The organism is Mesorhizobium sp. WSM4884, from assembly GCF_029625675.1.
GTDB lineage: Bacteria > Pseudomonadota > Alphaproteobacteria > Rhizobiales > Rhizobiaceae > Mesorhizobium.
The window spans coordinates 354,206-367,956 of the sequence record NZ_JARTVO010000005.1 but is presented as its reverse complement, the minus strand read 5'-3'; the positions used below and the strand labels follow the sequence as shown (position 1 = coordinate 367,956).

At 61.4% G+C, this 13,751-nt stretch carries 13 protein-coding genes; 5 read left to right on the top strand and 8 right to left on the bottom strand.

Annotation, left to right across the window (positions count from 1 at the left end; translation table 11 throughout):
* Positions 1 to 720: 720 nt before the first annotated feature.
* Complete coding sequence (fixJ, locus tag P9236_RS11160; protein ID WP_278074664.1) at positions 721 to 1,332, bottom strand: response regulator FixJ; 612 nt, start codon at positions 1,330 to 1,332, stop codon at positions 721 to 723.
* Entirely contained in the window at positions 1,322 to 2,809 is a 1,488-nt protein-coding gene (locus P9236_RS11155) for a PAS domain S-box protein (RefSeq protein WP_278074679.1), read from the bottom strand. The genes fixJ and P9236_RS11155 overlap by 11 nt, the downstream gene beginning before the upstream one ends.
* Positions 2,810 to 3,077: 268 nt before the next feature.
* Between P9236_RS11155 and P9236_RS11150 the strand changes: the two genes are divergently transcribed.
* Together P9236_RS11150 and mgtA are read left to right on the top strand one after the other, a co-directional pair.
* A complete protein-coding gene (locus P9236_RS11150; RefSeq protein ID WP_278074663.1) occupies positions 3,078 to 3,887 on the top strand; it encodes a universal stress protein in 810 nt (269 codons plus the stop codon).
* Positions 3,818 to 6,574 (top strand): magnesium-translocating P-type ATPase, encoded by a 2,757-nt coding sequence (gene mgtA / locus P9236_RS11145; protein WP_278074662.1) that lies wholly within the window; start codon positions 3,818 to 3,820, stop codon positions 6,572 to 6,574. The genes P9236_RS11150 and mgtA overlap by 70 nt, the downstream gene beginning before the upstream one ends.
* A 68-nt stretch (positions 6,575 to 6,642) precedes the next feature.
* Here mgtA and P9236_RS11140 read toward each other — a convergent pair whose 3' ends face one another.
* Both P9236_RS11140 and P9236_RS11135 read right to left on the bottom strand, forming a co-directional pair.
* The gene (locus P9236_RS11140) at positions 6,643 to 7,110 is read right to left on the bottom strand and encodes a DUF2231 domain-containing protein (protein WP_278074661.1); all 468 of its coding nucleotides are present in this window, start codon (positions 7,108 to 7,110) and stop codon (positions 6,643 to 6,645) included.
* 53 nt (positions 7,111 to 7,163) lie between these two features.
* Positions 7,164 to 7,409 carry a hypothetical protein gene (locus P9236_RS11135; protein ID WP_278074660.1) on the bottom strand — a complete coding sequence of 82 codons (246 nt, stop codon included), beginning with the start codon at positions 7,407 to 7,409 and terminating at the stop codon, positions 7,164 to 7,166.
* Between the two features lie 161 nt (positions 7,410 to 7,570).
* On the opposite strand from P9236_RS11135, the gene P9236_RS11130 reads away from it, so the two are divergent.
* The 3 genes from P9236_RS11130 to P9236_RS11120 are packed head-to-tail and all read left to right on the top strand — an operon-like array spanning position 7,571 to position 9,864.
* Positions 7,571 to 7,861 carry a PepSY domain-containing protein gene (locus tag P9236_RS11130; protein ID WP_278074659.1) on the top strand — a complete coding sequence of 97 codons (291 nt, stop codon included), beginning with the start codon at positions 7,571 to 7,573 and terminating at the stop codon, positions 7,859 to 7,861.
* Positions 7,858 to 8,520 carry a response regulator transcription factor gene (locus P9236_RS11125; RefSeq protein ID WP_278074658.1) on the top strand — a complete coding sequence of 221 codons (663 nt, stop codon included), beginning with the start codon at positions 7,858 to 7,860 and terminating at the stop codon, positions 8,518 to 8,520. Before P9236_RS11130 ends, P9236_RS11125 begins: the two co-directional genes overlap by 4 nt.
* A gap of 3 nt (positions 8,521 to 8,523) precedes the next feature.
* Positions 8,524 to 9,864 (top strand): HAMP domain-containing sensor histidine kinase, encoded by a 1,341-nt coding sequence (locus P9236_RS11120; protein ID WP_278074657.1) that lies wholly within the window; start codon positions 8,524 to 8,526, stop codon positions 9,862 to 9,864.
* Positions 9,865 to 9,871: 7 nt separating this feature from the next.
* Here the strand turns inward: P9236_RS11120 and P9236_RS11115 are convergent, their stop codons facing one another.
* The 4 genes from P9236_RS11115 to P9236_RS11100 form a co-directional block, all read right to left on the bottom strand.
* Complete coding sequence (locus tag P9236_RS11115) at positions 9,872 to 11,383, bottom strand: RnfABCDGE type electron transport complex subunit D (protein ID WP_278074656.1); 1,512 nt, start codon at positions 11,381 to 11,383, stop codon at positions 9,872 to 9,874.
* Entirely contained in the window at positions 11,380 to 12,099 is a 720-nt protein-coding gene (locus P9236_RS11110; protein ID WP_278074655.1) for an FAD:protein FMN transferase, read from the bottom strand. Before P9236_RS11110 ends, P9236_RS11115 begins: the two co-directional genes overlap by 4 nt.
* 25 nt (positions 12,100 to 12,124) lie before the next feature.
* Positions 12,125 to 12,910, bottom strand: coding sequence for an FMN-binding protein (locus P9236_RS11105; RefSeq protein WP_278074654.1), 786 nt, complete (start codon positions 12,908 to 12,910; stop codon positions 12,125 to 12,127).
* A 135-nt stretch (positions 12,911 to 13,045) separates the two neighbouring features.
* On the bottom strand, positions 13,046 to 13,741 hold the full coding sequence (locus P9236_RS11100) for a CBS domain-containing protein (protein ID WP_278074653.1): 696 nt from the start codon (positions 13,739 to 13,741) through the stop codon (positions 13,046 to 13,048).
* Positions 13,742 to 13,751: the final 10 nt, after the last annotated feature.

Below are 13,751 nucleotides of genomic sequence, written 5' to 3'. Positions count from 1 at the left end.
AGGTCGGCGAAGACGCGGTAGCGCCGCTCCGCATGGAGCTGCTCGATCGCATCTTCGAAGAACCGCTGGTAATTCATTGTTGAACTCCTATGCAGGAAGCGCCGCCCGCGAGTTGCGACGGTCGATCCACCGGACTCAAATTTATGAACCGAGGGAAGGCTCCGCTTTGAGCTATGTCAAATCGCAGGACGCCTGGATGTGTTCGACGTGCCGCCGAACGAGACCGCGTTCCGTGGCCAGGAAGCTCGGGCCCAAAAAGGCAAGGACATTGCAATCCCGTGATCGCGGCGGGCAAGTTCGACGCCAACGACCAAAACTGATTCAAGTCAAAGCGAGAAACCACTTTTCAGCTCATGCTGATTGAATGTGGAATCCCATTGCAAGTGCTCCGTTTGGCCGCAGCCTCGAACTAGCCGTTCTGGACGAGGATGGCTTGCATGCGCTTGTATTTCCTTGCGAAAAAGGTCGGGAAGGATGGCGGGATGCCGTTACCGGCGTGCGCGTCGATATCCGGCCGACCCACTGGCGCGAATGGGATCCCCGAAAAGATAAGACGGCTTCGCTTCGAAACCTGCCTTAGAGCGGCAAGTCCGGACGGGAAACCGCTGCGCACTTCTCCTGGATTGGTTGCTTTAAAAGCGTGTCGCGATCTTTCAGGTTCGCTCGGTGCGCTTTAGGCGTCTTGCACCGAGACCGGTTCCCGCTTTCGGGAGACATGCTTCAACGTTTGGGTTCGGCGATCAAGGCCATGCGCACCAGATGCGAGAGGCTGCCGGCGCCCATCTTGCTCATGACGTTGGCGCGATGGATTTCGACCGTGCGTGGACTGATCCCGAGATCATAGGCAATCGTCTTGTTCGGCAGCCCGGAGACAAGCCCATCGAGCACCTGACGCTCTCGTTCCGACAAGGTGGCAAGGTTCTTCCGGATCTCGGCCGATTGCGGGTGCGTGGCTACCGCTTGAGTTCGGTTGTCCAGGGCAGAGCGAATGGCATTGATGAGCACCTCATCGTCGAATGGTTTCTCGATGAAGTCGGAGGCGCCCTCCTTCATCGCCTGGACAGCCAGTGCGACGTCGGCATGCCCCGTCATCACAATCACGGGTACGCTCAAGCCACGGGCTTTCAGTTGCCGCAGGAATTCGATGCCGTCGATGCCGGGCATGCGCACGTCGGTGACGATGCAGCCGTCGATCTCCTTGGGGTCCGACGCCAGGAACGCGGTTGCCGATTCATGCAGGCGCACGGCAAAATCGGCTGTCGCGAGGAGGAAACCCAGGGACTTGCGAACGTCGACATCGTCGTCGACGACATGCACAACATCATTGGCCACTGGCAACCTCTTCCTTCTCTACAGCGCGCAGCGTGAACCGAAACGCGGCGCCACCGCCGGGTGGCGACTCTGCCCAGATATGACCACCGTGGGACTCGACGATAGTGCGACAAATGGACAGGCCGACACCCATTCCGTGCTTCTTGGTGGTGACGAAAGGCTGGAAGAGCTGGGCCGAAACCTCTGGCGCCAACCCCGGGCCGGTATCGATGACAGCAACCTCCATCATACCATCGTGCCGCGCCTTGGTTGCGACACGCAATTCCCGACGTGGCGCGCCGTGCATGGCCTCCACGGCGTTTCTCATCAGGTTCAGCAATACCTGCTCGATCTGAATTCTATCGGTCAATACAAGCTCGGCCGCCGGGTCGAGATCGTAGCTGACGCGCACGTCCGCTTCCCTGGCGCCGACCAAGGCGAGCGACGAGGCGTCCTCGATGAGCGTTGGCAGACGTTCGACCTTATGCTCGCTTTCGCCCCTGGCGACAAAATCCCTGAGACGACGGATGACATCGCCGGCGCGCAAGGCCTGTTCGGCAGCTTTCTCGACGGCCTCATGCAACATGGCGGCGTTCTCGTCCTTGCTCTTCTCGAGGAGACGGCGGCTGCCTTTGAGATAGTTCGTGATGGCCGTCAGCGGCTGGTTTATCTCGTGCGCCAATGTCGAGGCCATTTCGCCGAGCGCGGTAAATCGCGCCATATGAAGCAGCTCCTGCTGTTGCTCCTGCATTCTGGCTTCCGTTCTGTGGCGTTCCGTCAAGTCTCGGCAGAAGCCGGTGAAGAAGCGGCCCGTACCCGGATGCATTTCGCCGACGGCGAGTTCCATCGGAAACGTCGATCCGTCCTTGCGCATTCCGGTTACCGTACGGCCTATCCCGATGATGCGCCGCTCTCCTGTCGTCAGGTAACGCCGCATGTAGGCGTCGTGCTCATCCCGGTATGGGGAGGGCATAAGCAACTTGACATTTTGACCGATGACTTCGCTGGCCTTGTAACCAAACAATGTCTCGGCCGCCGTGCTGAAGGATTGGATAAGGCCGCTTTCGTCAATGACGATCATCGCATCGGGAACCGTCGCCAGGATCGAACGCAGATGATCCTCGCGCAGTTGCAGGGCAGCGTTGGCGAACGACAGGTCGCTGACGTCGGTGCCCTGAACAAAGATAGCGGTGATCCGGCCGTCCTTGGCCCTGATGGGCTGATAGACGAAATCCAGAAGGCGTTCTTCCGCAAGGCCGGTTTCAGGATTGCGCAGGACAATTTTGGCATTGCGGCCGACATAGGGCTCGCCGGTTTCGCTGACACGATCGAGCAGTTCGAAGAATCCCTGGCCCTCGAGCTCGGGCAAGGCCTCGCGAACCGACTTGCCGATGACCTGCCGTTGGCCGATCAGGTGTTGGTAAGCAGCATTGGTCAACTGAAAGACGTGGCCCGGCTCGCTGAGCAGGGTCATGAAACCCGGAGCCTGATCGAACATCAGCGCGAGAAGTTCATTTTCAGGCAGGTTGTCGGCCTGCTCCGGTGGGCCGCCGGCCAGCGGAGACGCTTTGGCGAAGGTTTCTGGCCAACCTTGCTCCTTTTTGCTCACAAGCAGTCTCCGGATTGAGAAACAGCGGCGGTCGCTGACTTAGCACTCATCGTTCCGCCCTCCAAACAGCTGCTGTGATGATTTGATCGGTATCAAGGCGCAACACCTTCGGACAATGCAAATGACAAACATTCCGCGCTCCGAGCGAGGTGCCCGCATGTCCTACAAAACGATAGTCGTCAATCTGGCCGTTGATGCAAACCCCGCGCCGATCGTAAAGTTGGCAACGGAACTCGCGCAGCGTTTCGACGCTCACCTCGTCGGCTTCGCCGCCGCGGACGTTCCGCCTTTGGTGTCGACGGGAGAAGGCCTGGTCTACGAAGGCGAGGTCATGCAGATTGCTCGCACGGAAATCGAGAAGCGTCTTGCCGAACTGCGCGACATTTTCGAGAAAATCGTCCCGACCTCGATAAGCAGTGAATGGACGCAGTATATCTGCGGTCCGACGCGTGCTCTCGGCATAGCCGCCCGTTCGGCCGACCTGGTCGTGACCGCCGATGGCGGGGAGGATGTCTTCCGCGCCGTCGATATCGGAAGCCTTGTGCTCGGCGCCGGCCGGCCGGTGCTGGTCACCGCGGGCAATGCCGAGCACCTTCTGGCGAAGACAGTCCTTATCGCCTGGAAGGACAGCAGGGAGGCGCGAAGGGCGTTGTCCGACTCTCTGCCGTTCCTGGCGAAGGCCAACGAGGTGGTCGTTGCCACCATGGAGACCGGCTCCGGAGAAGATGTTCGAAACAGCCTCGCCGACGTCGCGGTTTTTTTGGAGCAACATGGCATCACGGCGCGGACCGAAGTGATCGCCGGTGACGCCGACGGTGACAGGCTGGTGGCGTTCGCACGCTCGATCCATGCCGATCTGATCGTTTCCGGAGCCTACGGCCACAGCCGGCTAAGGGAATGGGCCTTCGGCGGCGTCACGCGCTCGCTGATCGACGAGAGCGGCATCAATCGCCTCCTCTCGAACTGACTGTCTGGCCCGTGGCAACCAGAACGGCAGACGACGCGGATCGGCCGACAGCCATGGCAAGCAAGGAGCAATCGATCGGCCGCTCTCCGGGCCTCGTCGAGCATGCCTACTGGTCGCTCGGAACCGATCAGTTGGTCGGGCAGCTGGAAGCCTCCACCTCCGGTCTTCTGAGCCCGGACGCAGCGGTCCGGCTCGCCAAATTCGGGCCAAATGCGCTCGCACCGCGGTCCGACGCTTCGGCATTGGCTGTCTTCGCGCGCCAGTTTCGCAGCCCGCTGGTCCTGATCCTCGTCTTTGCCGCCGCCGTTTCGGTGTTCGTCGGCGAGGGTCACGAAGCAGCGATCATCGGCGCGATCGTGCTGGCCAGCTGCATCCTCAGCTTCACACAGGAGTATGGCGCTTCCCGCGCGATGGAGGCGCTGCGGCAGCGTGTCGCCCGCAGGGCGACCGTTCTGAGGGACGGTTTCGAACGCACGGTCGGTGTCGAGGACATCGTTCCTGGCGACGTCGTTTGCCTGTCGGCAGGCAATCTCATCCCGGTCGATGGCGTGATCCTGGAGTCGCGGGATTTCAACGTCAGCGAATCCGTTCTGACCGGCGAGACCTTCCCCGTTGTGAAGTCCGCCGGCCGGTCCGCGCCTGAAGCCGGCATCGCGCAGCGGACCAATGCGGTTTTCACCGGCACGTCGGTTCGCAGCGGAACGGCAAAAGTGCTTGCCGTGGCCACAGGAGCTCGGACCGAATTCGCATCGATAGCCGACGCGTTGGAGCGACAGATTCCCGAGACCGAGTTTGCTCGCGGTATCAGGATGTTCGGATATCTGATGACCGAGATCATGCTTGCGATCGTCATCCTGGTATTCTTCGCCAACGTGATGCTCGACAGGCCCTTGATCGAGTCGCTGCTGTTTTCGCTTGCCCTGGCGGTTGGCCTGACGCCCGAACTGCTTCCCGCAATCATCAGTGTCACCCTGGCCAGGGGCGCGCGCACGATGGCCGCCAGCGGCGTCATCGTGCGTCGCCTCGATGCCATCGAGAATCTCGGCAGCATGGACCTGCTGTGCACGGACAAGACAGGAACACTGACGGAAGGCGTCATCCACCTCGATGGGTCGTTCGACGTCGAGGGCAATGCTTCGAGAGAGGTCCTGCTTTGGGCACGGCTGAACGCGACTTTGCAGACCGGGCTGAAGAATCCCCTGGACGAAGCAATAGCGAGTGCTCCGCCTGGACAGGAGGATCTGTCTGGTTTCGCCAAGATCGATGAAATCCCATACGATTTTGTTCGGAAGCGGCTGTCGGTCGCCCTGCGGGAGGGGGCGCGTGAACAGATCCTGGTGACCAAGGGGGCCGTCCAGAACATTCTCGACGTATGTGCCTTCGTGCAGGGTCCACATGGGTTGCAATCCCTGGGCTCGGCGGAGCGCCAGACGATCGACGAGAAATTCAGGCGTTGGAGCGCGCAGGGGTATCGCGTTCTCGGCCTGGCGATCCGGCGCTTTCAGGACAAGGCAGGCTTCAGCCGCGACGATGAAACCGCGATGGCCTTCGCGGGATTCCTGCTGTTTCTCGATCCGCCGAAGGAGGGGGTGCGGGAAACGCTTTCGGCACTTGCCGATCGCGGCATCGGGGTGAAGGTCATATCCGGCGACAATCGCTATGTCGCCGCGCATCTGGCCGAGGCCGTAGGTCTCCGGTCCGATAGGATCATGACGGGCGAAGACCTGTCGAAAATGACGAAGAACGGGCTTCTGGCCAGCGTTCGCAACACCGATATTTTCGTCGAGATCGATCCGAACCAGAAAGAGCGCATCGTCGAGGCGCTGCGCCGGAGCGGTCACGTCGTCGGCTATCTCGGCGATGGTATCAACGACGCGCCGGCGCTTCATGAAGCCGACATAGGCATTTCGGTGGACACCGCTGTCGATGTGGCCCGAGAGGCCGCCGACATCATCTTGCTGAAGCGTGACCTGGGCGTTCTGGTGCACGGCGTCGACGATGGCCGAAAGACGTTCGCCAACACGATGAAATACATCTCCATCACGACCAGCGCCAACTTCGGCAACATGATCAGCATGGCCGCCGCTTCGCTCTACCTGCCGTTTCTACCGTTGCTGGCCAAGCAGATTCTGCTGAACAACTTCCTTTCCGACATCCCAGCGCTCGCGATCGCGGGCGATAACGTTGATGCCGACCAGGTGCGCAGGCCGCGGCATTGGGACATCCGTTTCGTGAGGCGTTTCATGGTGAGCTTCGGACTGGTGAGCTCCTTGTTCGATTTTGCAACGTTCGCCTTCCTCATTCTGGTCGCGCATGCCGCGTCGGCTGCGTTTCAAACGGCGTGGTTCGTGGAATCCGTACTGACGGAACTTGCCATCGTGCTCGTCGTGCGGACCCACCAGAGGCTGTGGCGCAGCCGTCCCAGCCGTTTGCTCGCCGGCCTTGCCCTCGGCGTCGGCGTCATCGCCATCGCCATCCCGTTCGCTCCCTTCGCCAATTGGTTCGGGTTTGTCCCCCTTGCAGGATCGGTGCTTACCGGGCTGCTCGCTATCACGGCGTTGTATGTGCTTGTCTCAGAAATAACGAAAAGCTGGCTCTTCGATCACGGCAGGCAAGGCAAGCACAGGCGAAAGGCGGCGAGCCCATCGAGGCGAGCCAACAAGCAACCGGCCCGGCTCTCAGGATGAGTTGCAACCCGCAGAGCGCGACTGTTCGCACCGAGATACAAGTCGATCGCGTAAGCGAGGGAGCGACGTCAGCCTCCGACAGCAGCTTTGGCGACGTTCACGCCGAGGCCGTAAACCAGCTGCCCTCCGTAATAGCCTGTTACCGTGACCAGGGCCGCGCCAGCTATTTCAATCGCGGGTATGGCAAGGGTCAGCGTGCCGAGCTCACGATTTCGCACCCAAAGCGCGAGCCGAATCAGACCCCAGCTCAGAAAGGTGAAGGCGCTGATTGTGCCCAAGCTCTCATGGATCTCGGCAACCTCACTGCTAAAACCGGCGGCCTCGGCGTGGTCAAGAGCCATACCGCCGAAGAACCAGGTGGCGACGGCGAACAATCCTGCGGTGACGGCAACAAAGGTGGAAATCGTACCTACGCCGGAGCGCGCCGTTACAGCGTTGCGGCTGCTGAGCGCGATGAGGTCGATGACTACAAGCGTATAGACAAGCACAATGGGGAAATGCACCAGAATGGGATGGACATGCTGAATTTCAGGCATCGCAAATATGCTCCAGAAATGTTGGGAACGATGGTCTGTTGGTCGCTCGATCGTCAGTCTTCGCTGTCACCGAATTCCTCGTTGTCCCGATCGGTGCGAGCGCTGCATTCATCATCGCCGACACCTTTGACCGACTTCGGACCGGTGGCGCTCGTCATTGGGATCGCCTCGAGGTCGATCGTCGCGGAAGAAGTGGCGGACGCAGGAGCGCATGATCCTTGGTTGGATTCAGCGGCGGCTGGTATGACAGAGACTGCAAGACCTCCAAGGGCGGCAAGCAAAACCGGAAAGTTGCGCATGGTTTGGTATCCTTCTCCGCGCCCACCCTTCGGACGCGATGACCTTGATAGACGCCTGGTCCTTGCCGCCGGCTGACGATGATTGACAGCGGTCTGACAGCTTCCGCATGCGACAGCTCCCGTCGATGAAAACCGTGTCGATGCACTTGGCAGCTTTGGGCGTGGCCGGACTTGTCCTGGCCACGACATTTGCCGTGCGGGCGCAAGACGACGACGGCGACCACGATCGGGCGCGCGACCTTTATGAACGCGGGGAGATCGAGGGCCTTGCCGACATTCTGAGCGTTGTCCGCGCAAAGGCTCCCGGCGAGATCGTCGCGGTCGATCTCATTCGCGCAGGTGGCAAGTGGGTCTATCGGGTTCAGGTGGTCGCCGCCGATGGTCGCCGCAGGATCGTCGATGTCGATGCCGGCGCCGGCGCCGTTGTGGGCGGGGAAGGCGACGACAGATGAAAATCCTCGTGGCAGAAGACGAACCACGCATTGCAGCCGACATCGCGACAGTCTTGAAGACGTCGGGCATGGCCGTCGATATTGTTGGTGACGGCGAAGCGGCCTGGTTTGCAGGCGATGTCGAAAACTACGATGCGGCGATCCTCGATCTGGGATTGCCGAAGCTCGACGGCCTTACGGTTCTGAAGCGCTGGCGGGCCAATGCCCGCCGCTTTCCCGTCCTCATCCTGACGGCAAGGGGGCTGTGGACAGAGCGCGTCGAAGGCATCAACGCCGGCGCCGACGACTACCTTCCGAAGCCCTTTGAAATGGAGGAGCTGCTGGCGCGACTGCGCGCCATCCTGCGCCGCTCGAGCGGGCAGGCGGCGCCAGTGCTGAAATCGGGCCCGTTGCTGCTCGATACACGCCAGATGCGCATCTCGCTTCGCGGCGTTCCGGTAGCGCTTTCACCGCTGGAGTATCGACTTCTGGCGTTCCTGATGCACCATGCCGGCCGAGTGGTCGCGCCGACTGAACTTGCCGAACATTTGTATAGTTCCGGCAACGAGCGCGATCCAAACACGATTGAAGTCATCGTCGCGCGTCTGCGACGGAAACTTGGCAACGATATCATCGAGACGCGACGCGGGTTCGGATACGTGGTGCCTGACGGGGCCTGACCGATGCGAAATTCAATCCGCTTCAGGCTTTGGTCGGCTGCAGCGATATCGATCGTCATCGCTCTTGCCATCGCCGGCGTTGGCTTGCGTTATCTGTTTGAGCTGAATGTCGAGAGGCGGGTTGTCAGTGAGTTGACGGTCGATCTCAATGAGCTGATCGGGGCGACAAGTTTCTCAGCCGACGGCCGTCTGTCGGTGGCATCGACGCTGGCCGATCAGCGCTTCGCCAGCCCGCTGTCTGGCCACTATTGGCAAGTGGAAGATCTGGCCACCCATAGCCTCGTTCGATCGCGTTCCCTGTGGGATACAACGCTGGCTTTGCCTGAACAAGCAGCCAGTGGCGAGCTGAGAAAGGAAGAACTCAAGGGGCCAGGCGGAGAGCTCACCGTCGCCGTCGTGCGTGCGATCACTGATACGGACGGGCGGGCCTTTCGCGCCATCGTGGCGGAAGACCATCGCAGCGTGGAAGTGTCGGTGGGCGAATATGTCCGCGATCTCGCGCCAGCGCTCATCGTGCTCGCCTTCGCTCTGATGGGAGCGTTCTTCATCCAGATCACCGTCGGTTTGGCGCCGCTGGAAAGCCTAAGGGTCGCCGTCAAAAACGTGATTGCGCAGCGGACGGCGCGGCTTGACGTCGCCGCGCCGAGCGAAGTGCAGCCACTAGCCGACGAGATCAACCGCTTGCTCGAAGCCCAGGAGAAAGCCCTCTCTCGCGCCCGCTCGCGCGCCACCGATCTTGCACATGGCCTCAAGACCCCCCTGCAGGTCCTGTCGGCTGACATCCGGACCTTACGCAAGAAGGGGGAAACCGAACTTGCCGACGAAATCGAGAAGAGCGCCGGCGCAATCCGTCGTCACGTGGAGCGGGAATTGGCACGCGCTCGTCTGGCACCCGGTGTCTCCGGCAAGGCTGCGTGCCGTGTCGAAGAGGTGGCAGCCGGCGTGGTGGCCGTGATCAAGCGCACGCCGAGGGGCAAGCAGCTCTCATTCGTGATCGACGCCGCCGAAGATTTCATGGCGCCGGTCGACGAAGGTGATCTTTCGGAAATTCTCGGCAATCTGGTCGAAAACGCGACGCGTTTCGCGAAATCCCTGGTTCACGTGAGCGCATCCGCGAGCGCTGGCGAGGTCATTATCAAAGTCGTCGATGATGGGCCGGGCATCCCCGAGGCCGCTCGGCATATCGCGTTGTTGCGCGGCGTTCAGCTCGACAGCAAGGGCGGCAGCAGCGGCCTCGGCCTGGCGATCGTCTCGGATATCGTCGAAGCCTATGGCGGCCGCGTCGAAATGGCCAATGCCAGATCCGGTCTGGCGGTGACCATTTACCTGCCTCGGCATGGTTGAGAGGCGCTCAGGCAAAGCCGGGGAAATAGTCGACCTTTATTTTGGAACGGCGGACGCCCATGGCAAGGAGCTTTTGGCGTAGAGCCTTCACCATGGCCTGCGGGCCGGAGATGTAGAAGGTGCGTTCGAGATAGTCGGGCATGGTGAGGCGCACCAGGCGGGCGTCGATGTAGCCGGGATACTGACCGCGCACCGCGCCCTTAGCCACGGCGTGGAATGTCTTGATGCCCAGCTCGCGTCTCGCGGAGCCGAGCACCTCCCGGTAGGCAATGTCTTCCTGGCTTTCCGTTCCGTAGAGAACGACGATCGGCCGCGCTTCCTTGCGATCGATGAGAAACTGCAGCATTGAACGGAACGGCGTGATGCCGATGCCGCCGGCGAGGAACGCGATTTTGACCTTGGGATCGGATGGCAGCGTGAAGTCGCCGGCCAACTGCGAGGCATGGATCGTGCTTCCGGGCCTCATAGTGCCCAGCCTGCGCTTGAAGGCGCTCGATTGCGGATAGAATTTGACACCCAGCCGTACCGATTGCTCGGTAGGGGATGACGCCACCGTGAAATAGCGCCGGTTTCCGCGGCTGTCGGATTTGTCGAGGCCAAGCGTCCATTCCAGGTACTGGCCCGCCTGGAAGGCGAGCTTTCGCTGCGACCTGAAGATGTAGTCGTAGCTATCGATGGTCGTTTGCTCGATGCGTTCCAAAGTCAGCACGAAACGGCCCTTCGGGCTCACGGCGTAGGCGAATAGATTACCCACCAGAAGAGCGAGCTCGGGCGTGAAATAGAACGAGCCGATATGGACGTTGGGCGCGAACAGAAAGCCGACGATGCCGGCAAAGGCGATGCGCGGCCAGCGTGTAGTCGGGGCCGTCAGCGGCTCGGTCAGCATCACGAAGGCGAAGAACAGCAGCGGCGACGAGCTGAAGGTCTCCCAGAGTGCGGTGCCATACTGGGACGGGTCAGTGGTGACCAGGATCGTCGCTAGCGCCGCTCCGAAGAACGTGGCCACGAGATCGAGCCGGCGCAGCTTACGCACCACAAGAGCGCCGCCCGCAAGCACCAAGGGGAGCAGCCAAACGTTGCCCCCTACCCACCATGTGGCGGGATGATCGAGCAAGAGCGCTGCCAAAGCAACGCCCAGCGCGGCCGGATTGAACAGGTGTTTCCTGCTGACGGCCAGGATGTATTTCGACGAGATCGCCCAGATCGAGGCGAATGCCACGGCGCCGACGGCCTTGGCGTCGGTAGCGGCAACCGGATCGAGGATGAGCGCCAAAATGAGTGCGGTGATGTAGACGGACTCGCTGTTTGCCGGAACCTCGAAGGTGCGAACAAAAACCCTGTTGGTGATCCAGCAGGCGGCCAGGACCAAAGCGGTGGTGAAGGCGAGCGCGACTGGATCATGCGGCACAAGGTTTAGGAAGCCGAAAACGAAGGCGATGCCAAGCAGCGCCGTCAGGTAGTAGAGAACCAGCCGATACATGGTCAGGTGGTCGAGAAGCCGGTCCAGGGTCTTGATCATGGCTGGCAGAAGGCTCCAAAACCGCTCGTCGGCGTGGCGCGGCAGTTGTTGTCGATGAGATATCCCTCGAGTCCTTGTGTCTGCTCGAGAAAGAGGATGCCGTCCCGGCCCATCGCAAAGGCGGCGGTGGCGAAGCGGTCGGCCTCGAGCACATCGGAGCCGATAACGGTCAGGCTAACGATGTCGCTGATCGGATCATCGTCCGCGCGCGGATTGTAGATATGTTGCCCGCGCGCGTATGTGCCGGAAGTGGCGACGCCGTGTCCACGCGGATAGACCACCTTGACGATCTCATTCGTGTGGAAAGGACTGCGGATGCCGACGCTCCAGTCCCGACCGGAAGCATTCCTGCCGGAGGATTGGATGTCGCCGCCCGCCTCGATGAAGAAGTCGCTGACACCCGCCCGACGGACGATTTCGGCCGCGTTGCGGATTGCCCAGCCCTTGACGATGCCGGAGGGATCGAGCGTGCCGTCGGGCCTGTGGACGTCGAAATATCCGGCCGTTTCCCTTCTAGTTTGCTCGGCAATCTTCATCACGTCCAGCATTTGGCCGCTCCAGTCGCGGACCGGAAGGTCGCCCCGGTTGATGACTGAGATCTCGCTGTCCGAGCGATACGTACTGAAACGCCGGTCGACATCGTCGAAATAGGCAAAGACCTTTTCGACCAGAGCGCCAGCTGGGATGCCGAGGTCGACGGTGATGGGCATGCCCATCAATATTCTCGTTTCCCGCACGGAACTACGACGACGCCTTCTTCAGGGCACCGCCCAGCGATTGGATAAAGGCCCTGCTGGTCAGCGTGGCACCCGAGATAATGTCGACGTCAGCGCTTTGCGCGCTGATCGCCTCGTCGCGCAGCATGGGCAATGCCTGGCGGTTGATGTTGACAGAGGTACGGCGGTCATTGGGGTATTTCAGTATTTTGAGCGCCGTGATCCGGCCGCCCTGAACGAGCGCCTGAAGCTGGATAATGCCATAGTAGGCGTCGGCGGGCCGGCCCGTGTAGACCCCATCCGCATAGCCCTGGGCTGCAAGCTTCATGCCGGTGTGAATGACGCGCGCGGCTGCCTGCGGAAATGCCGGCCGCGGCTGCGGGATCGGAATATAGACGGCTGGCGTCACGGCGAACGAGGGTGCGTCCGGCATGGCGACACTCGCGGCTGCCGGCGCGAGGTCTCGCTTCGGTGGCGGAGGCGCAAGCTTTGAAACCTGTGGCGGGGCGGCGACAACCGCCGGCTTCGGAGTGGCTGCAATCACCGCAGCGTTGTCCGTTTTGGCCTCGATCAGCCTCTGTGGAGGCGGCTCCCGTTGCACATTCTGCGGAACCTCGCGCAGGGGCGTCACCGGTGCTGCGACTGGATCGGCCAGTGCTGGTGGGACGAATGGCTGCGACGTGCTCTGCGCTGCGGCATTGGCAGAACCCTCCGCATCGATCAAGTCGTTGGCGGTTGGCTTGCCTGCCTGATCCCAGACATAAGCACCGGACGAGGCGATCACGAAGAGTGATAGGGCGATCTGTTTCATAAGCATTGCATCCCGGGTTCGGGGCGCGCAGCGGCCGGGCCGTTGCATGCCTTCTGGTGGCAATATCTCATGAGCTGGCTGACAATTGGCTGTCAGCGCGCCTTGGCTGGCAAGATGCGCAATCTACAGCGCGCGCTAGGACACGAGCACCATGGACAACGGGCCGGCGTAGAAAAGGCTGTCCTTGACCTCTTTGACGCCTTTGACGTTTTCCGCCGCAACGACAGCGGCCTTTCGCTGACGCTCGTCAAAAATGGCACCGCTGAGTTCGACGACGCCTTTGTCGACCTTTACGCCGATCAAAGTGCCATCGCCCCATGCCTGGCCCTCAAGCTCGGCCAGGATGTCCTTGCGGATGAGCTCGTCATCGCCGGTCGTCGCACCCGATTGAGGCAGGATGCGAAGCAGCGCGCGCAGCAGGTCCGTCCGGGTGACGATGCCTACGATCGTGCCCGCGTCGACGATGGGCACGTTCTTGATGTCGTGGCGGGTCATCAATTCGACGATCTCGGCGAGCGAGGCACCCGGCGGCGCCGAGACGACGTCACTCGTCATCACCTCGTCGACTCGACGTCCGTTAGCGAGAACATACTCTCTGGCCATCTTTCCGGGGCCGACGATAAATTCCAGCCAGCGAGGACGAACGCGCTGCGTGCCGAGTTCTTGACGGCGCAGAAAGTCACCCTCGGTTATGATGCCAACCATCGCGCCATCGCGCGTGACCGGCAGGCAACGGATTTTCCTTGACAGCATCAGGTCGGCGGCGTCTGCGATTGGCGCCGCCCCATCGATCGTGATGACTGGCGTCGTCATGATGGCTTGAGCTTGCATCCCGGCCTCC

What these genes read in the sequence shown, in the direction of transcription:
- P9236_RS11115 (WP_278074656.1), bottom strand. Translation starts at nt 11,383, where the DNA reads ATGATCAAGACCCTGGACCGGCTTCTCGACCACCTGACCATGTATCGG.
- P9236_RS11155 (WP_278074679.1), bottom strand. Translation starts at nt 2,809, where the DNA reads ATGTTCGATCAGGCTCCGGGTTTCATGACCCTGCTCAGCGAGCCGGGC.
- P9236_RS11105 (WP_278074654.1), bottom strand. Translation starts at nt 12,910, where the DNA reads ATGAAACAGATCGCCCTATCACTCTTCGTGATCGCCTCGTCCGGTGCT.
- P9236_RS11125 (WP_278074658.1), top strand. Translation starts at nt 7,858, where the DNA reads ATGAAAATCCTCGTGGCAGAAGACGAACCACGCATTGCAGCCGACATC.
- P9236_RS11100 (WP_278074653.1), bottom strand. Translation starts at nt 13,741, where the DNA reads ATGCAAGCTCAAGCCATCATGACGACGCCAGTCATCACGATCGATGGG.
- P9236_RS11120 (WP_278074657.1), top strand. Translation starts at nt 8,524, where the DNA reads ATGCGAAATTCAATCCGCTTCAGGCTTTGGTCGGCTGCAGCGATATCG.
- P9236_RS11150 (WP_278074663.1), top strand. Translation starts at nt 3,078, where the DNA reads ATGTCCTACAAAACGATAGTCGTCAATCTGGCCGTTGATGCAAACCCC.
- P9236_RS11110 (WP_278074655.1), bottom strand. Translation starts at nt 12,099, where the DNA reads ATGGGCATGCCCATCACCGTCGACCTCGGCATCCCAGCTGGCGCTCTG.
- P9236_RS11135 (WP_278074660.1), bottom strand. Translation starts at nt 7,409, where the DNA reads ATGCGCAACTTTCCGGTTTTGCTTGCCGCCCTTGGAGGTCTTGCAGTC.
- P9236_RS11140 (WP_278074661.1), bottom strand. Translation starts at nt 7,110, where the DNA reads ATGCCTGAAATTCAGCATGTCCATCCCATTCTGGTGCATTTCCCCATT.
- mgtA (WP_278074662.1), top strand. Translation starts at nt 3,818, where the DNA reads ATGGGCCTTCGGCGGCGTCACGCGCTCGCTGATCGACGAGAGCGGCAT.